This window comes from Roseateles sp. GW821-FHT09H11 (assembly GCF_059415845.1).
In genome coordinates this window covers 635,718-653,995 of sequence record NZ_JBWKOA010000001.1, presented here as the reverse complement: position 1 = coordinate 653,995, position 18,278 = coordinate 635,718, and the positions used below count along the sequence as shown (strand labels likewise).

At 69.0% G+C, this 18,278-nt stretch carries 14 protein-coding genes; 3 read left to right on the top strand and 11 right to left on the bottom strand.

The features are described 5' to 3' along the window. Positions 1-36: 36 nt before the first annotated feature. The 5 genes from AC07PR_RS02490 to AC07PR_RS02470 all read right to left on the bottom strand — a co-directional run bounded on the left by AC07PR_RS02490 (position 37) and on the right by AC07PR_RS02470 (position 4,854). Positions 37-1,407 (bottom strand): MmgE/PrpD family protein, encoded by a 1,371-nt coding sequence (locus tag AC07PR_RS02490; protein ID WP_495134291.1) that lies wholly within the window; start codon positions 1,405-1,407, stop codon positions 37-39. Between the two features lie 110 nt (positions 1,408-1,517). Next, positions 1,518-2,492 carry a Bug family tripartite tricarboxylate transporter substrate binding protein gene (locus AC07PR_RS02485; RefSeq protein WP_483106382.1) on the bottom strand — a complete coding sequence of 325 codons (975 nt, stop codon included), beginning with the start codon at positions 2,490-2,492 and terminating at the stop codon, positions 1,518-1,520. Positions 2,493-2,600: 108 nt separating this feature from the next. Continuing rightward, positions 2,601-3,329 carry a GntR family transcriptional regulator gene (locus AC07PR_RS02480; RefSeq protein WP_483106383.1) on the bottom strand — a complete coding sequence of 243 codons (729 nt, stop codon included), beginning with the start codon at positions 3,327-3,329 and terminating at the stop codon, positions 2,601-2,603. A gap of 191 nt (positions 3,330-3,520) precedes the next feature. After that, the gene (locus AC07PR_RS02475; protein WP_495134290.1) at positions 3,521-3,817 is read right to left on the bottom strand and encodes a YciI family protein; all 297 of its coding nucleotides are present in this window, start codon (positions 3,815-3,817) and stop codon (positions 3,521-3,523) included. 11 nt (positions 3,818-3,828) lie between these two features. Then, complete coding sequence (locus tag AC07PR_RS02470; protein WP_495134289.1) at positions 3,829-4,854, bottom strand: SDR family NAD(P)-dependent oxidoreductase; 1,026 nt, start codon at positions 4,852-4,854, stop codon at positions 3,829-3,831. On the opposite strand from AC07PR_RS02470, the gene AC07PR_RS02465 reads away from it, so the two are divergent. After that, positions 4,853-5,935 (top strand): helix-turn-helix domain-containing protein, encoded by a 1,083-nt coding sequence (locus AC07PR_RS02465; protein ID WP_495134288.1) that lies wholly within the window; start codon positions 4,853-4,855, stop codon positions 5,933-5,935. The genes AC07PR_RS02470 and AC07PR_RS02465 overlap by 2 nt on opposite strands. Before the next feature lie 34 nt (positions 5,936-5,969). Here AC07PR_RS02465 and AC07PR_RS02460 read toward each other — a convergent pair whose 3' ends face one another. The 5 genes from AC07PR_RS02460 to AC07PR_RS02440 all read right to left on the bottom strand — a co-directional run bounded on the left by AC07PR_RS02460 (position 5,970) and on the right by AC07PR_RS02440 (position 12,691). Next, complete coding sequence (locus AC07PR_RS02460) at positions 5,970-6,863, bottom strand: transglutaminase-like domain-containing protein (RefSeq protein WP_431103553.1); 894 nt, start codon at positions 6,861-6,863, stop codon at positions 5,970-5,972. Further along, positions 6,860-7,942, bottom strand: a complete 1,083-nt coding sequence (locus tag AC07PR_RS02455) for a zinc-binding metallopeptidase family protein (RefSeq protein ID WP_377155101.1) — start codon at positions 7,940-7,942, stop codon at positions 6,860-6,862. Before AC07PR_RS02455 ends, AC07PR_RS02460 begins: the two co-directional genes overlap by 4 nt. Positions 7,943-7,975: 33 nt before the next feature. Then, positions 7,976-10,321 carry a helicase C-terminal domain-containing protein gene (locus AC07PR_RS02450; RefSeq protein WP_495134287.1) on the bottom strand — a complete coding sequence of 782 codons (2,346 nt, stop codon included), beginning with the start codon at positions 10,319-10,321 and terminating at the stop codon, positions 7,976-7,978. Between the two features lie 76 nt (positions 10,322-10,397). After that, positions 10,398-11,711: a serine/threonine-protein kinase gene (locus AC07PR_RS02445; RefSeq protein WP_495134286.1), complete on the bottom strand. Its 1,314-nt coding sequence runs from the start codon at positions 11,709-11,711 to the stop codon at positions 10,398-10,400. Then, entirely contained in the window at positions 11,708-12,691 is a 984-nt protein-coding gene (locus tag AC07PR_RS02440) for a Tll0287-like domain-containing protein (protein WP_495134285.1), read from the bottom strand. The genes AC07PR_RS02445 and AC07PR_RS02440 overlap by 4 nt, the downstream gene beginning before the upstream one ends. Before the next feature lie 165 nt (positions 12,692-12,856). On the opposite strand from AC07PR_RS02440, the gene AC07PR_RS02435 reads away from it, so the two are divergent. Then, positions 12,857-13,465, top strand: a complete 609-nt coding sequence (locus AC07PR_RS02435) for an aspartyl/asparaginyl beta-hydroxylase domain-containing protein (protein ID WP_495134284.1) — start codon at positions 12,857-12,859, stop codon at positions 13,463-13,465. Between the two features lie 18 nt (positions 13,466-13,483). Here AC07PR_RS02435 and AC07PR_RS02430 read toward each other — a convergent pair whose 3' ends face one another. Next, entirely contained in the window at positions 13,484-15,130 is a 1,647-nt protein-coding gene (locus tag AC07PR_RS02430; RefSeq protein WP_495134283.1) for a lectin, read from the bottom strand. 279 nt (positions 15,131-15,409) lie between these two features. On the opposite strand from AC07PR_RS02430, the gene AC07PR_RS02425 reads away from it, so the two are divergent. Beyond that, a complete protein-coding gene (locus AC07PR_RS02425) occupies positions 15,410-18,259 on the top strand; it encodes a hypothetical protein (RefSeq protein WP_495134282.1) in 2,850 nt (949 codons plus the stop codon). Positions 18,260-18,278: the final 19 nt, after the last annotated feature.

Here is an 18,278-nt window from a genome sequence, read left to right as displayed (position 1 = left end):
TGCGGTGATTCGTGTGGTGACTGGGGCGCCGCGGCGTCAAGGCCGCGCCAGCGCGGTCAGCTCGCGCACGTCGGCCAGCTCGCCGAGCCGCCAGCAGGCCGCGATCAGCGCGTCGCTGCGCGCGGCGCCGATGACGACATCCGACTGCGAGTGGAACTTCGCGTCCAGCGCCGCGTCGCTCATCGGCTTGTGCAGCGAGCCGATCGCATGCTCGACGAACACGTGGACGCGGCGGCCGCCGCGCAACACCGCCGTCATGTCGACCGAGGCTTCGTCGATGCCGTCGTCCACCGTCGCCACCACCTTGCGGCGCAGCGCCACGACGTCCTCGCGGTTGACGATCGCATCGTCGTACTCGGGCTCGCCGGCGCGGCCGAAGATCAGTCCGGCCGACACGCCGTGATAGACGCTGAACTTGCCCTGCAAGCCGTCCGCCGGCTCCTTCTTCCCGGTGAGCTCCAGCACGAGCGAGTGCACCTTGAGCTCGATGCGCTCGACGTCCTCGGGCCGCACGCCCTGTTCGCGCAGCTGCACGGCGGCGTCGATGCTCGGATGGATGACGATGCCGCAGGCGAAGGGCTTGTAGGTGTTGAAGGAGATCTCGAAGCGCTCGCCGAGCTCGTCGGTGGCTTCGTTCCAGGCGTACTTCGTCGAGACCACCTGCGCGAAGCCGCGAGGCGCCTCGAGCGCGCGCGGGCTGGCGGTGAAGCCGTGCTTGGCCAGCAGCGCCGACAGCAGCCCGGCGCGCGCCGCGCCGCCCGGGTGGAAGGGCTTGGTCATGGTCCCGAACTGCTCGCGCAGGCCCACGGGCTGCGAGGCGGCGATGCCCAGCGCCATCTGGGTCTGGTGCTCGTCCAGGGCCAGCAGCCGCGCGCAGGCCGCCGCGGCGCCCAACGTGCCGGTGGAGCCGGTGATGTGCCAGCCGCGGTCGTAGTGCTCGGGGTAGACGAGGTTGCCCATGCGGCAGGACACGTCGATCCCCAGGACCATCGCGTCGATCAGCTGCCGGCCGGACAGGCCCAGGTGCTCGGCCAGCGCCAGCGCCGCCGAGGCCACCGGGCCCGCCGGATGGATGATGGTCTTCAGGTGGGTGTCGTCGAAGTCGAAGGTGTGCGAGCTGATGCCGTTGAGCAGCGCCGCGCCGGCCATGTCGACCTTCTCGGCGCGGCCGAGGATGCTCGCCTGCGCGGAGGGCTGCAGCATCTGCACGGCGGCGAGCGCCGCGTGCATCGCCTCGTGACCGGCGGCGCCGACGGCGCAGCCCGCCCAGTTCATGAACGTGCGGTGGGCCTCGTGGTCCACCGCGTCGCTCCAGCCGCGCGACGGATGCGTGGCCACGTAGCGGGCGAGGATCTGGGTGATGGGCGGGGCGTTGTGGTCGGCGGCGACCTGGGTATTGCGTGCCATGGGGTTCAATCGTCCTTCAGTCGTGTGTCGGGGGGCTCTTCAGTCGGTGGTCCGGCCGGCAGTCTGGTCGGTGGTCCGGTCGGCTTCGAGTCGTCTGTTCATCGGGTGTCTCAGTCGTCGACCTGGATCTTCCGGTCGCGCGCCAGCGCGGTCCAACGGGCCACCTCGGCCTGGATGTGATGCCCGAACTGTTCGGGGCTCATGGCCGTCGGATCGACGGCCTCGGCGGCCAGCTTGTCGCGCATGTCCGGCGCCTTGAGCACCGTGTTCAGCGTCGCGTTGAGCTGCTTGACCAGCGGCGCGGGGATGCCCGCTGGCCCGACGACGCCGTACCACTGCATCGCGTCGAAGCCCTTGAAGCCGGCCTCGATCAGCGTGGGCACGTCCTTGAGCGTCGGGTTGCGCGCGGTGCCGGTCACCGCCAGCGGCTTCACGCGGCCGGAGCGGATGTGCGGCAGCGCCGCGGCCAGTCCCGGGAACATCGCGTGGGTCTGGCCGCCCATCAGGTCGGTGAAGGCGGGCGAGATGCCGCGATAGGGCACGTGCAGCATGAACACGCCGGACTGCTGCTTGAACAGCTCCATCACGAGCTGCGTGAGCGAGCCCACGCCCGAGGAGCCGTAGCTCAGCTTGCCGGGGTTCTTGCGGGCGTACTCGATGAAACCCTTGAGGTCGTTGACCGGCACCGCGCTGTTGACGACCAGCACGTTGGGCGTGCCGCCGATCATGCCGATGGGGCTGAAGTCCTTGACCGCGTCGTAGGGCAGCTTGCGCGTGGCGGGGCTGGTGCCGTGCGTGGCCACGTAGCCCTGCATCAGCGTATAGCCGTCGGGCGGCGCCTTGGCCGTGGCCTGCGTGGCGATCACGCCGCCGCCGCCGCCGATGTTGTCGACCACGAAGGTCTGGTTCAGCGCATGGCCCCAGCGGTCGCAGACGGCGCGGCCGATGAAGTCGCTGCCGCCGCCCGCGGCCACGGGCACGATGTAGCGGATCGGCTTGCTGGGGAAGCTGTCCGCCGCCCACGAGCGTCCTGCGGTGAGCAGCAACGCGGGGGCGGCGATCAGCACGGATCGTCGGTTGGTCATCGGTTTGTCTCCGGGGTGAAGCGCGGTAAGGCGGGGCTCTTGTGATGGCCCTCGTTCTTGCTTTGATGGATGCTGGCGCCAGGTCTTGCCGGCTCCGGCCAGCCTTTGCTAGCTCTTGCTGTCGCTCCCGCTGGCGTCCTCGCTCTTTCCTTCCGTCTCCAGCAGCCGGCCATGCGCCGCGTTGACGTGGTGTTCCTGCAGCCGCTGACACAGCGCGGCGTCGCCGTCGTCGAGCGCGGCGACGATCTGGTCGTGCTCCAGGATCGAGACCTTCATGCCCACGTCGCGCGACAGGTTCCGCAGCCGCGACAGGTGCAGCTGCTGGACGATGCCCTGGTAGGTGCGCGTCAGGGGCTCGTTGTCGGTGGCCTCGACGATGGCCCAGTGGAAGGCCAGGTTGGCGGCGTAATAGGCCTGCACGTCGCGGCGGCGCGCATTCGCCTTCATCTCGCGGCCGAGCGTCACGAGCCGCTTCACGAGCGCGTCGCGCCGGGGGCGGTCGAGCGCCGCGGCGCGGCGGCCGGCGTGGCCGTCCAGCAGGCTGCGCAGCTCGTAGAGGTTGGCGACTTCCTTGGGATCGAGCACCCGCACGAAGACGCCGGCGTGCTTGCGCGCGGCGACCAGACCGGTGCTTTCGAGCTCGCGCAGCGCCTCGCGCACGGGGACGCGGGAGACGCGCAGGCGCGCCGCGACATCCGGTTCGTTGATGCGCTGCCCCGGCGGCAGGTCGCCGCGGAGGATGGCGTTCAGCACCTCGTCGCGGACGAGCTTGGCGAGCGACGTGTCCCGCACATCGGCGAGCAGGTCGGGGGAGGTGTCGGTGATCCAGGGGAGCATTCGTCTATCGTATACGATCAGACGAAATGGACAAGGCCGGGATCCAGGCCTTGCCTGTCACGGTGCGAACTGCGGTCAGCGGCGCCGCCGCGCGCCATGGCGCGACGGCGCGCGACGATCACGTGGCAGCATGGCACACGACGGCGCGCCTGCGCCGCGCTTGGGTCCGTGTGTTCGATGGCGATGAAGGCTCAGGCGCCCATCGCCAGACTGAGCATCACGTGGTGCTCATAGTGGCCCACGCCGTTCTTGACGATGGGATCTTCGGCAGTGAGGGCCTCAATGGTCTGCTCGTCGGCAATCCGGAAGAGCGAGACGCCGTAGCCGCCGGCCGGATCCATGACCGGGCCGTGCGCAACGATCAATCCCTCCGCCAACAGACGGTTCAGATAAGCGCCGTGACGCTTCATCAGATCCTTCTCGACGTCCGACATCGTGGCGAGGAAATCCTTGCGTGGCGGAATGAATTTGCAGAGGTAGTACTTCATCGTGGTCCCGATCAAGCCGTGCGGACACTCTTGTGAATCTCGCTCTCGAACATCTTCGGCATGTAGCTTTGCAGGAAGAGAATCATTCCCGTCATCTTGCCGACCGGGTTGCTGAACTTCGGGTGCCGGGTCTTGATCAGCCTTTCGATGGTCGCGACGACGGGGGCGGGCGACTGCGCTTCGTCGATGCCGTTTTGCGTGGCGGCGTTCGCCTGCTTGCGATAGTCGTCGTAGTCCGCAATCCTGCCGGCCTTGGCCGCGACGGCGTTGTGACTCAGATTGGTCTTGAACCACACAGGCTCGACCATGCTGACCTTGATGTTGAACTGGTCCAGTTCAAAGCGAAGGGATTTGAAATAGCCCTGCACCGCATGTTTGGAGGCGGTGTAGTAAGACAGATTCGGCGGACCGATCAGTCCCACGATGGAACTGACGGTGATGATCTGGCCTGACTTCTGCGCCCTGAAGTGCGGGAGCAAGGCGTTGGTCACCTTGACCGTGCCCCAGAAGTTCGTCTCGAACTGCTGGCGTCCAAGCGCCAAGGGCGTCTCTTCAGCCAGGCCGGTCACCATGTAGCCGGCGTTGTTCACGAGCACGTCCACCCGCGGGGCGTGCCGGAACAACTCGCGCGTGAAGGCCTCGATGGACGCGTCATCGTCGATGTCCAGCCGCAGCAGTTTGAACGGCAGTTTGGCCGCCTTCTCCGGATCGCGGCTGGTGCCGATCACCTCGAAGCCCTGTTGCTGCAGGCGTGTCGCGAGCATCAGGCCGAAGCCGGACGAGGCGCCGGTGATCAAAACGGTCTTTTTCATGGTCTTTGCTTTCTTGCTGCCGAGCCGTCGGCTTCTGCCAGCGGTGGGGTGGCCGGGCGACGGGCCCGGGGACGGGTTCAAGGAACAGGGCCACTGTGCCCAGGCATCGGCGCCAGCGCACTCGCTCATCGCGCCAATCGACATGCGAAACCCGCCAGCAAGACCGCGCAGCTTGGCGCGTTCCGCTGGTGTGCCCGGCGAAGGCCGCTCGTAAACTGAAGTCATGAAAGACGACAACGCCGTCGCCCCCAAGCTGCCAGGGGGCCGCTTGGCGCACGCAGGCACCTTTGCGATCTGGCCGGGCTGGCTGCTGCTGATGCACGACGCGGGTGTCAATGGCGCCAACGTATTGCGCCGGGCCCAGTTGCCTGGCGATCTGTTCGGGCGCGCGAGCACGCGCCTCGACTCCCAGACCTACTTCAAGCTATGGGCGGCGATCGAGGCAGAGGCGACTGCCGGGCAACTGCCCGTGCCCTTGCGCCTGGCGCAGAGGATGTCGTCCGACTGGTTCGAGCCTGAACTCTTCGTGGCGCTGTGCAGCGACGACATGGATGGCGCACTCGCACGCCTGGCCAAGTACAAGCGCCTGAGTGGCCCCATGGCGTTGCATGTCGAGCGCACCGAGCGTCGCACGACGGTGGCGCTGGAGTTCCTGGACCGCGCCTTGGCGCCCCCGCCCGTGCTGATGGCCTTCAAGATTGTTTTCCTCGTCCAACTGGCGCGACTGGCCACTCGGAGTCCGATGCACGTGGTGAGGGTGGGATGGCCCCAGCCGCCGCAGTCGGCACCGGAGGCGCTGGCCTACGCGGACTACTTCGGCGTCCCGGTCGAAAGAACACCGATGCCCACGGTCGTGTTCTCGGCAGAGGACGCGCGACGTCCATTCCTGACCGCCAATCACGGCATGTGGTCCTTCTTCGAGCCCGCCTTGCGGCAACGCCTCGCCGATCTGGACCGGCACGCCACCACCGCGGAGCGGGTGCGCAGTGCGCTGCTCGAGGCGCTGCCCGCCGGGGAGTTGTCGATGCAGGCGATCTGTCGCAAGTTGGGGGTCAGCAGCCGCACGTTGCAACGGCGACTCCAAGAGGAGGGCAGCAGCTTCCAGCAGACCCTGGACGGCTTGCGCAGCGCGCTGGCCCACCACTACCTTCAGAACTCCTCGCTGTCCGGCGCGGAGATCGCCTTCCTGCTGGGCTTCGAGGATCCCAACTCCTTCATCCGTGCGTTTCAAGGCTGGACGGGCAGCACGCCGCATGCGGTGCGATCGAGCTTCCTGGCGTCCGCGGGCGCGGCGAACGAGGCGTGACACCCGCGCGGAAACGGCGGCCGGCCGCAGGCGATCACGCGGCGGCGGGCGCGAGATGACAGCCCGCTGAATCGCCATCGGTGGACAAGGCGCTGCTCACGTGAACGGGCAGCCGCAGCCCCGGCCCTTCGCACGCGCTCGCGCGCACCAGCGGCGCGAACGGCGCCTGGACCTGGCCGTACAAGGTGGCGAACGGCACGTCCGCCGCATCGCGTCCGGTGCCGATGCGCACGAAGCCCATCGGGATGCCGGTGCCCGACGCATCGAAGGTGTACCAGCGCCGGCCGAGGTAGACCTCCACGTAGGCGTGGAAGTCCGGCGCCTTGGTCGGGTCGGCGCCGTAGTCGGTGCCGGTCACGTAACGCGCCGGCAGCGAGAGCGCCCGGCAGAGCGCGATCATCACGTGCGCCTGGTCGCGGCAGACGCCGACCCGGTCCGTCAGCGTGTCGAGCGCGGTGGTCTGCGTGGTCGATCCGTACGAGGAATACGCGATGTGCCGCTGCACCCACGCCGCGATCGCGGCGGCGCGCGCGTATCCCGAGGGCAGATGACCGAACTCGGCCTCGGCCCAGGGGATGAGGCGATCGGATTCGCAATAGCGGCTGGGCGCCAAGTAGGACAGCAGCTCGACGGGCAACTGATCGATCGGGCATTCGTCGATGAAGGCCGGTTCGCTGATGCCGTGCTCGATCGTGACGCTGGCCGTGTAGGTCAGGTGGAGATCGCCCTGCGGCGCGCGCAGGCGCAGCAGGCGGTTGCGCGTGCTGGCGACCGTCTCCGAGCGCCACGGCACCTCCGGCGTCAGGACGACGCTCTCCTGCAGGACGTGTTGCGCCGCCGTGTGCGCCGGCTGGATGTTGAACACGAAGTCGCCATGCGGCGAGTCGATCCGGTAGTCCAGTTCGAAGTGGAGATCGAGGCGAATCATGGGGTCCTGCCGTTCTCGACGACGCAATGGATGAAGTGCAGCTTCGGGACGACCCGGCGTTGCAGCACGAAGGGGTAGAAGTCGGGCTGGCCCATCGCGCGGGACATCTCGTTCATCACGCTGGTGATGGCGAGCCAGTCGCGCAGCAGGCGCAGGAAGTCGGGTCCGGTGGCGTGGCCCGGCGACCAGAGGTCGTCGAGTCCGTAGGGCCAGGGTCGCATCTCGTCGACGGTGCTCAGCAGCTTGAAGCTGCCGGCGGTATCGATGGTGTCGCGCAGGTGCAGGTAGTGCGCCCAGGTCTCCGCCCAATCCTCCCACGGATGCGCGCTGGCGTACGAGGTGATGAAGCGCTGCGACCAGTCCGGCGGCGGGCCGGTGCGGTGATGACGCTGAAGCGCGTCGGTGTAGGGCTGGCGTTCGTTGCCGAACAGGACGCGGAAAGGCTCGTGCCAGGACGTGCCCGAGACCAGCCGGTCCCAGTAGTAATGACCGATCTCGTGGCGGAAATGCCCGAGCAGCGTCCGGTAGGACTCGCCCATGCGCTGCCGGGCGGCTTCGCGCTTGGCGTCGTCGGCCTCCTCGATGTTGATGGTGATGACGCCCCAGGCGTGTCCCGTCATCACGCGCGGCTGGCCGGGCAGGGTGCGCAGGAAGTCGAAGGCGAGCCCGCGGTCCGGTGCCTCGAATTTCGGCACCACCGGCAGGCGCAGCCCGAGGAGCTGCGAGACCAGCCGCCGCTTGGCGCGCTCCATGCGTCCCCAGAGTTCGGCGTTGATGGGATCCGATAGGTTCGGAATGGTGCGGTTCAGCGCGCAGGCAACGCACAACGGGCCCTTGCGCCGGTCATCCAGCGGGAGCAGCCAGTTGCAGCCGGCGGCGGTGTGGAAGTTGGCGCAGCGGGTGAAGACGCCGTCCACGCCCTCGATTTGCCAGGTCGCGGTGGCCGGGCCGGGCAGCAGCGCGTGCAGCACCAGGTCGTCGGGGAGGAAGCCGAGCGGCGCCTTGCACATCAGGCAGGCGCTGTTGCGGAAGTAGAGGCGGTGGCCGCAGGTGCAGCGATAGACGCGGGGGGAGGTCATGTCAGCCTCCCCTTGGCAAGCATGGGGCCTGCCTCACTCCCTGGCGTGTCTTGCTGTCCCTGGCTGAGCCCACCACGCCGGCAACAGCCGCTGCACCTCCGCCCGCGCGAAGCGGTCGTCGATCAGGTGGACCACGCCGCGGTCCTCGGTCGTGCGGATCACCCGGCCGGCCGCCTGCACGACTTTCTGCAAGCCGGGGTAGAGGTAGGTGTAGTCGTAGCCCGCGCCGAAGAGCTTCTCCATGCGCGCGCGGATCTGCTCGTTGACCGCGTTGACCTGCGGCAGGCCGAGCGTCGACAGGAAGGCGCCGATGAGCCGGCGCCCCGGCAGGTCGACGCCTTCCGCGAACGCGCCGCCCAGCACCGCGAAGCCGACACCGCGCCCCTCATCGGTGAAGCGATCGAGGAACTGGCGCTGTTCGCCTTCGCTCATGCGGCGCGACTGGCGCCATTGCGGCACGTCGGGGTGGCGGTCGCCGAGCAGCTCCGCCACCTGTTCCAGGTAGTCGTAGCTGCTGAGGAAGGCCAGGTAGTTGCCGGGCGCGACGCGGTACTGCGCCGCGATCAGGTCGGCGATCGGCTGCAGCGAGGCGCGCCGATGCTGGTAGCGCGTCGAGATGTGCGAGGCCACGTGCACCTGCAGCTGGCGCGCGTCGAAGGGCGAGGGCACCTCGATGCTCACGTGGTTCTCCGGCAGTCCGAGCAGGTCCGCGTGGAAGGCCTGCGGCTGCAGCGTGGCGGAGAACAGCGTGCTCGTGTGGGCGGCCGCCAGCCGCGGCTTCAGGAACGGCGCGGGGACGATGTTGCGGATGCAGATGACCGACGGACCCGGCTTGGCGCCGAAGCCCGCCGGTTTCTGGACGTCCACCAGCGAGTGCGGCCCGAAGGACTCCACCGCGCGGGTCACGTGCAGCGCCTCGAAATGGAAATCGAGCAGCGCGGGATCGACCTCGTCGGGATGGGCGGCCAGGTGTTCCGAGACCACGCCGATGCTGTGCTGGAGCGCGCTCAGCAAGGCTTCGGGGAAGGCCTCGTAGGCCGCATAGGGCTCGGCCTGCGCCTTGTCGATCGCGCGCCAACTGCGGCGCACCTTGTCGAGCGCCTTGCGCACGAGCGGCGACGCCGTCGCGCCGGACGACCGTCGCGCCTGGAACAGCCGCTCCGGCGACAGCGTCGCGCTGAACATCTTGCGGCCGCGTTCGACGAGGTTGTGCGCCTCGTCGACGAGCAGGCCGATGCGCCATTGGTTCACCTGCGTCAGTCCGTACAGCAGGGCGCCGTGGTCGAAGTAGTAGTTGTAGTCGCCGACCACCACGTCGGCCCAGCGCGCCAGTTCCTGGCTCAGGTAGTACGGGCAGACGTCGTGTGCCAAGGCCGCTTCGCGCACGGCGGTCCGCGTCAGTGCGACGCCGGCGTCATGGCCGGTCGCCTGGTCGACCTGCAGCGCGGCCGAACGGGCGGCGGGCAGGCGGTCGTAGAAGCCTTTGGCGAGGGGACAGGACTCGCCGTTGCAGGCCTTGTCCGGGTGCTCGCAGGACTTGTCGCGAGCCACGAGTTCGAGCACGCGCAGCGGCACCGATGGCTTCGAGGCGTCGTCGCGCTCGATCCGCCGCTCTACCAGCCGCTCGACCGCATCCAGCGCGGTCTGCCGTCCCGAGGTCTTCGCCGCCAGGAAGAAGATCTTGTCGATGCGCTGCCCGGGCGCGGCCTTCAGCAACGGGAAGATCGTGCCCATCGTCTTGCCGATGCCGGTCGGCGCCTGCGCGAGCAGGCAGCGGCCCGTCGCGGCGGCGCGATAGACCGCCTCGGCCAGCGGCCGTTGTCCGACGCGGAAGTCCCCGAACGGGAACTGCAGCGACTGGAGCGCCGCGTCGCGTTGCTGCCGGTGCGCGAGCTCGAGAACCGCCCACGCGAGGAATCGCTCGCACAGGGACTCGAAGTGCGCGCGCAGTTCCTCCGCGCTGCAGCGTTCGGTCAGGAGCGTCTCCTCCTGGCTGCCGAGGTCGAGGTAGACGAGCGCGACCTCGATGTCCGGCAGTGCTTCGGCCTGGCACAGCAGCCAGGCATAGACCTTGGCCTGGGCCCAGTGCAGTCGGCGGTGCGTGGGCCGCTGGCGATCGAGGCTGCCGCGGAAGGTCTTGATCTCCTCGAGGCGTCGACGATCAGGATCGAAGCCGTCGGCGCGACCTCGCACGCGGAGTTCGCCGAACTCGCCGCTGAGCGTCAGTTCCCGTCGGTAGCTGGGTCCCCGGCGCTCATACACGAGCGCATGTCCGGCGATGCCTTCCTGCGCCGTGGGCGCGGGCGTGAAGCGCAGGTCCAGGTCGCCTTGCTTGGCGGTGAACTCGCAGAGCTCGCGGACGGCGACGGTGTAGGGCACGGGATGGGGTCAGGCTTGATCACTGTTGATGCATACAGTATCTCAAATCACGAGGCGTCATGCCGTGTCATGCGCCTCATGGCGCCTTGCCGGCGGCGGCCGTGGCTGCCAGCGCGGCAGCGGTCGCGATGAACTGCTCCCGCTCCGGCGCATCGGCGATGTGGCGCGCGAGGGATCGCGAGAGTGCTTCGACGCTGGCGCTCTGCGCGAGGTCGCGCGAGACGAGGTGCCTGGCCAACGGTCCGATGTGCGTTGCGAGGGCGCGCTCGACCTGGGAGACGAGGGCCGCATCCAGACCGCGCCCTGCACTCGATCCTGCGCCGGCCCCTCTCGTCGACGTTGTGATCGGATTTGCAGCCGAATCGTGGCGAGGCTGGACCACCGTGCGATCGCCAAAGCTGTCGGCCAACCCCGCCGCCGGGCCGCCGGCCGCTGCGATGTCCGCGAGCGCCGCGCGCATGGCCGCCGCGTCGGCGAAGCGATGGCGCGGATCCCGGGCCATCGCGCGTCGCACGACGGCATCGAGCGCCGTCGGCAGTTCGCCCGGCCGCAGCGCGCTCGGCGCCGCGGGTTCCTGATGCAGCGTCTGGTACATCACCGCCTCGGGCGCGCCGCTGAAGGGCGAGCGTCCCGTCGTCAGCCGGTACAGCAGCACGCCGCAGGCGAAGAGGTCGGCGCGGTGGTCGATCGGACCGCCAAGGTACTGCTCCGGCGCCATGTAGCCCGGCGTTCCGATCTGCGAGGCGACCTGCGTGAGGTGCCGGTCGGCGATGCGCGCGATGCCGAAGTCGGTCAGCTTCACCCGGTTGTCGCGCGTGATGAGCAGGTTGCCGGGCTTGATGTCGCGGTGCCAGACGCCACGGTCGTGCGCGCAGCCGAGCGCATCCAGCAACTGGTCCATCACGTCGAGCGACCAGGCCAGTGGCGGCCTCGCGATCTTGATCATCTGATCGAGCCCGCGGCCGTCGACCAGCTCCATGACGAGGAAGGCGAAGCCGCCCGCACTGGCGAGGGCGCTGGTGCCGGCATCGGCACCCGAGCCCGAGTTCGGAGGTGAAGACGACGCCTCCGTCACCTCGCCGAAGTCGTAGATGGTCACGACCCCGGGATGGGCGATGCGCCCGACCGCGCGCGCCTCGTTGCGGAAGCGCGCGGTGATCGAGTCTTCGGGAGCCGTCTCGCCGATGACGTCCTCGAACTGGCGACGCAGGACCTTGATGGCCACCTCGCGCTGGATGTGCGGATCGAAGGCGCGGTAGACGACGCCCATCGCGCCTTCCCCGAGCCGGCCTCGGAGGAGGTACTTGCCGATGCGGGCCGGGCCGCCCGCGGGGTCGCTCACGGGGTCGGCGTGGAAGGCGGCATCGCCAGGGGTCTTCGTGTCGGTCATGCGCGGCCCTCCAGCATCGCCATCGCCTGATCGAGGCTGCGGCGCATGCGCGCGAAGGACACGGTCAGCACGCCGATCTCATCATTCGAGCCGGCCTCGAAGGGCGGTGCGTCCTCGCCCAGCGAGACTCGATCGGCGATGCCCGCCAGGCTCGTCACCGGCCGGATCACCAGGTACCAGAGCATCAGGTTGAGCGCCGCGCCCATGACCAGGAAGGCCGCCGTCAGCGCGCCCATCACCAGCCAGAAGGTCTGCGACGCCTGCTTCAGCGGCAGCGTCATGGGCACGCTCACGACCTCGGCGCCCAGCGTCTCGTTGAGCCGCCAGCCGAAGCCGTTGGAAGGACCATAGCGCGCCACCAGCGTCGGCGGCGCGGTCTGCGGCGACGCATGGCAGCCGAGGCAGGCCGCGTTGCCGATCCGGATCGGCCGCGCGATGTAGAGCGCCTCGCCGCTGGGCGTCTCGCGGCGTCCGATGAACTCCGTCAGCGCGGGCCGGCGCGCGAACTGCGAGATCACGTCCTCCTCCCAGCTCACCGCCCGGTTGCGCGGGTTGGTGGGATTGAGCATGGCCGCCTTGTAGCTGTAGTCCTCATAGGCCTTGGACAGCGTGGCCAGCACCTCGTGCGCGGAGAACGCGGGGACGGCCTCGGGCACGAAGCGCTCGCGCAACTGGCCTTCCAGCAGCGGACGGATGTGGTCCGCGGTGTACTGGTTGACGGCGCCAGCGCTGCGCATCAGCAGCCGGGCGCGGTCGGCGACCTGCTCCTGCGCGCCGTCCTGCAGCCATCGCCGCGCCAGGAAGCCCGTGGCCGCCAACCCGACCAGGAACACCGCCAGGAAGATCAGGTTGAACTTCGCCAGCAGGCTCAGGGGCGGGAGGCGGTACCCGGGCCGGCGGTGCACGGCAACGCGGCGCGAGGGGGAGATCGGGAGGCCTGCCCCGGTGCGGCTGGAGAGGGGGTCGTCGATGCGGCTCATGCGTGTCCTTGGCTCCCACCGGGTGGTGGATGTCGGTCTCGATGAAGGACTTACGGAGCCGACGGCCGGACGGATGCAGTCGTCGATGCATGTCGCTGCGACGGTGGGCGACTGGCATCAACTTGGGAGAACACATGGACCCATCGTCCGCACTACGCACGGACCATGAAGACGACATTCCACGACATCGACGACTTCCCGCAGCTGCGGATCCTGTGCGGGCAATGGGAGACGATCCGCGACGAATTCCTCCGGCTGCGCGCCCCGGTGATGGCCATGAACCGGCACGGAAAGCGCCATGAGGAGGTCCTGCGCGACCTGGAAGGCTATCTGGCGGCCGGGCACGCGTTCGGCTGGATGGAGGGCTGGGGCCCGGGCGGCGGCAACCCGGATTGGCTGCAGTACGCCCTGATGGGCTTCGGGGCGCCGGTGCCGTGCGTCGACCCGGTACTTGCGCGGACGATGGCGATGCTGGGCTCGCTGGGCGGCCTCATCAAGGTCGCTGCGTTTGCCCAGCTCAATGCCGGCGCGATGCTGCCGGTCCACACGCATCCGGAGATCGGCGAGGAGCAGCTGCTGCAATTGCACCTGCCGCTGGTGACCGCGACCCACCGCAACTACGCCTATCTGAACGTGGCAGGCGAGTTCCGCCAGTTCGTCAGCGGCCAGCCGCTGATCTTCGACGGCTCGCTGGACCACTTCGTGCTCAACGAGTCGCCGACCGATCGCGTCATCCTCTACATGGAGTTCTCGCGGCGTCTGCGCATGGGCTGAACGCCGGGCCGGCCACGTTCAACGCCCCGCCGTGATCAGGTCGAACTGCTCCCACGGCCCGATCGCCGTGCGGTTGGCGATGAGCGAGGCGGCGCCGGCGTTCTCCGCCGTCACATATCGGTTGTTGGCGATCGACTGCAGCGTCACCGAGCCATTCGCGTTGCGGATCAGCTTGAACGATTCCCACGGCCCGATCGCGGTCCGGTTGGCGATCAGCGCGGAGCCGCCGCCGTTCTCGGCGCAGACCAGCCGGCCGTTGGCCCGCGCGCGCAGCGCGATGTTGCCGTTGCCGGCGTCCAGCAGGTCGAACTGCTCCCAGCCGCCGATGGCGTCGCGGTTGGCGATCAGCGGCGCGCCGCCGGCGTTCTCGGCCGTCACGTAGCGGTTGTTGACGCGCGCACGCAGGGTCACGACTTGCGTCGTCGGCGTCGTGGTGCCGACCACCGGCGGCGTCGGCCGCGTCGGCGTCAGCGGCAGTTGCCCCTTCAGCATCCGGCCGCCGTCGTTGGTCAGGCGCAGGTAGTAGTCGGACGAGCAGGCCGTGCCGTCCTCGTCCAGCGCCAGGATGCCGGAGCCGGCCGGCACGAAGGCCGCGGTCTCGGCGGTCTTGGCGATCTGGTTGCCCTCGTTGAACTCGTCGAACATCGAGATGTAGATCCCCTGCGCGCCGACCCGGACCATGTTGTAGAACTGGCGCCACATGAAGTCGCCATGCGCGCGCTGGCGCACGCTCAGGTCGCCGGGCAGCACGCAGGGCTGGTAGTCGATGCCGCGCGCATTACAGTCGGCCTGGTCGGGGAGGTTGACGTTCTGGTAGAACCAGTCGGACCCCGCGGCGTCGCCGATGCGGCCGACCATCCACGGCGAGATCATGTTCAGCGCGTGGTAGACGTCCAGGTAGCCGGCGCGCGAATCGTTCTTGCCTTCGCGCCAGTAGGTCGGCACGCCGCCCATCACGTAGCAGCCCTGGCCCTTGAACCAGTTGATGACGTCCAGGCAGGCGGCGGCGGACCAGGGATGGTTGTCGTCGTTGAAGCCGAAGCCCCAGATGCCCACCACCGGCTTGCCGTTCTGCCGCGCATAGGCCGACGAGGCCACCAGCGCCGACATCTTGTTGAGCCAGTCCGCCTTGATCTCGGGCTGCATGTTGCGCCAGCCGCTCACGTCGTACATGACGTAGAACTTGCGGCCGTAGGACTCGGCGGCGCTGCGCACCTTCAGCGCCATGGCGTCGCGGGTCGCGCCTTCACCGCCGTTGGGGTTGAAGCGTTGCAGCGCGGCGGTGTCGCAGCCGTTCTGCTGCATCCAGCGGAAGTGCGTGTCGACGGTGGACTGGTCGTAGGACGAGAACAGCGTCGCTGGCGCGCCGTTGCCGAGCGCCGCGAAGGCGGTGGGGTAGCCGGAGGCGTACTCGCGCACGTCGGGCCACGAGATGATGGCGCGGTTGGTGGGAGAGGGCGTGCGGCTCCAGTCCTGGGCCCAGTGCCACCAGCCGTTGATCGGCGCGTTGTCGCCGGCGCAGGCGAACCAGCCCTGGTAGCCCACGGTGATCTTGCCGACCACGTCGCCGACCGGGCTGGCGGCGATGGCGCTGGACAAGGGCAGCGTGGAAGCGGCGACGCCGGCGGCGGCGGTGCCCAGGAAGGTACGACGGGACAAGGTCACGGGAGTTCTCCAGCAGCGGCGCCATCAGGGCGTCGAGGTGGAGGCACTGTAGGGACGCGGGACCGGGCGCTGTGTCGAGGTGCGTCGTGCGGGCGCCGATGCGACGCCCCGGTTGCAATGCTTGCAGAGATGCAACGAGGGTTGCGTGGGGCTCTACCTCTTCGGAGGATCCCAGGAGGAGGGCCTCATCAGTTCTGACGATGCCCGCATCGACGCGGCTGCCTAGCATCACCCACGCCGAGCACTGGTGCGCGCGGGCACGATCCGGGAGGCACGACGATGAACGAGATCAAGGAGCCGGAAACGCTTCGACCGGAGGCGGATCTCCTCTCGGACAGACGCAAGGAGATCGATCCCGGCGGCAACGGCGGCACCGGTGGGCAACACCTGGCCCTCGCCATCTCGGGCGGTGGCATCCGCAGTGCCACGTTCGCGCTCGGCGTGCTGGAGGCGCTGGCGAGGATGAAGGTGCCGGCTCCGGTGCCGGGAGCGATGCCCGCGCCGCCGGCCGCGCCGACGCCGGGAAGCACGTTCCGGGCCTCGTTCCTGTCCCGGTTCGACTACCTGTCGACCGTGAGCGGCGGCGGTTACGTCGGCGCGTTCCTCTGCAGCCTGTTCCAGCCCGGCCGACTGCGGCCTGCGCCACCGTCGCCGGAGCCCGGTCCGGCACCGGAGGTCGGCTCCTGGTTTCATCGCTTCGTCTCGGCGATGACGAATCGCCGGCCCGAGCGCCGGATCACCGCGCAACAGGCCGCGAAGGCGGCCGACGATGCCGTCGAGGTGCTGCGATCGGGGGCGCCGGGTCGCATCCGTTCCGACACCGACTACGAAGCGGGCGACGAGATCCTGCGCGCTCCCAAGGCCTGGCTGCGCGAGAACGGGCGCTACCTGATTCCCACAGGCACTGGTGACGCCTTCTACGCGGCGGCCCTCGGCATCCGCAACTGGCTGGCCGTCCATTACGTGATCGGCGTGGTGCTGCTGGCTTTGATGGCGGCCATCGGCGCGGTGAGGATCGCGTTGGCCCTGGCCTGGAACCCGGTGATGGACTGGGAGTTCGACGCGTTGACCGCGGCGCTCGCGTCGCTCGGCGCGGGCGGCTCCCTGATCGGTCGGATCTGGTGGAGCCCCCTGTTCCCGCTGAGCGTCGCGCCGGTCATGCTGGCCGGCGTGCCGCTGGGAATCGCGTTCTGGCTCGTCAGCGAGCGCCTGGACGGGAAGAGCTGGCCTATCAACCGCGCCATGCTGGGCAGCCTGGGCATCATCGCGTTCCTGGTCGGCATCGCCTTCCTGTCCTTCAGGAACAGCCCGATCGAGAACTTCCGGTTGGCGGAGCCCGACCCGGTGCCGTGGCACCGGCAGTTGCTGCTGCTGGTCATCGCGGCGGAGATTGCGGCAGCCAACGTCGTGTACGTCCTCCTTGCGTGCTGGAACCGCTCCGCGTCCGCGCAGCGCGTCCAGCTGACCCGGATGCTGGCCGCGGTCCTGGTGGCGACGGTGGTGATCGTCGCTCTGGCCGTGATCGACACGCTGGGGCAGACCGTGTACCTGCTGGCCTCGGCGCAGAATCACGCGGGGCCGATCCTGACGCCCGCCGGTCTGGCAGCCGTGCTGGTGTGGCTCGCCCAGCGCGCCGCGTCCAAGGACGGCGGCCTGCCGGGATGGTTGTCCCGGATCCCGTTCCACACGCTCGCGGGCCTCGCCGGCATCCTGATCTTCGTGCTGGTCGGTGCGCTGTGGAGCGTGGTGGTCAACGCGATCGTGTGGGACGGAAAGGCGCCCGACATCGGGCCGCTCTTCCTCGATGACAAGCAACTGACGACGCTGATGTACCTGCTGCTGCTCAGCGGGGTCCTGTCCGTCGCCACCGGCCAGTTCGCCGGCTTCATCAACCTCTCGTCGCTGCAGGCCTTCTACAGCTCGCGTCTCACGCGCGCCTACCTGGGCGCCTCGAACGGTCAGCGTTTCAGGACGGCCGACAAGGCCGCGCGCAGCGCCTCGGAACCCTTGGCCGGGGACAACCTGACCCCTTCCGACTACTACGGACGGCGGACCGATGGCGGGAAGAAGGTGCTGACCACGTTCGCGCCGCTGCACCTCATCAACGTGACCGTCAACAAGACGGTCGATCCGGCGGAGCAACTGGTGCAGCGCGACCGCAAGGGCCAGCCGATGGCGGTGATGCCGCATGGCTTCCAGCTCGACACCCACCCGATCACCCCGTTCCCGAAGCAGACCTGGAAGAACATCGGCGCGAGCGGCCAGATGTCGATCGGCCATTGGATCGGCACCTCGGGCGCCGCCTTCAGCACCGGCATCGGCCGCGGGACCTCGCTGGGCATGTCGTTGCTGATGGGCGCGGCCAACGTGCGGCTCGGCACCTGGTGGGGCTCCGGCCTGGAACGGCAGAACGTGCACGGCATCGGCGACCATCTGCGTCGCGCGGTGGGCGCGCTGTTCCGGACCCAGACCTACCTGTCCTACGAATTCCGCGCCCGATTCTTCGGCACGGCACGCGTGCTGCAGTACCTGTCCGACGGCGGCCACTTCGAGAACACCGGCCTCTACGAACTGCTGCGTCCGGAGCGCCAGGTGCTGCGGATCTTTGCCACCGACAGCGGTGCCGATCCGCTCTACCGGTTCGAGGACCTCGCCAACCTGATGCGGCTGGCGCGGATCGATCTCCAGGTGGAGGTCGACGTGCAGACCGATTTCACCGGCGAGCTGGGTCAGGTCTTCGCCGGGCCGGCCGCGTTCAAGCGCATGGCGCCTTGCGACGACACACCGGCCGTGACGCCTCGCGCGACGCCCACCGCGCTGCTGCTGTGGGCCACCCGCCGGGGCGAGACGATGCCCTGCACGCAGATCATCGTCATCAAGCCCAACGTGCCCTGGGATGCCAACGAGGACGTCCGCCAGTACGCCGTCGAGCACGGCACCTTCCCGCAGGAGCCGACGGCGGACCAGTTCTTCGACGAGGCGCAGTGGGAGAGCTACCGCTCGCTGGGCGCCCACCTGGGCGGCAAGGTCTTCAAGCCGGAGATCCTGCGGGCCTTGGACAAGCTGATGCTCGAACGGATGGGGGTGGTCGCGCCGTGGCAGTTGCCTCCCAAGTTGCCATCCCACTGACGTCCCGGCGTCCTGCAGT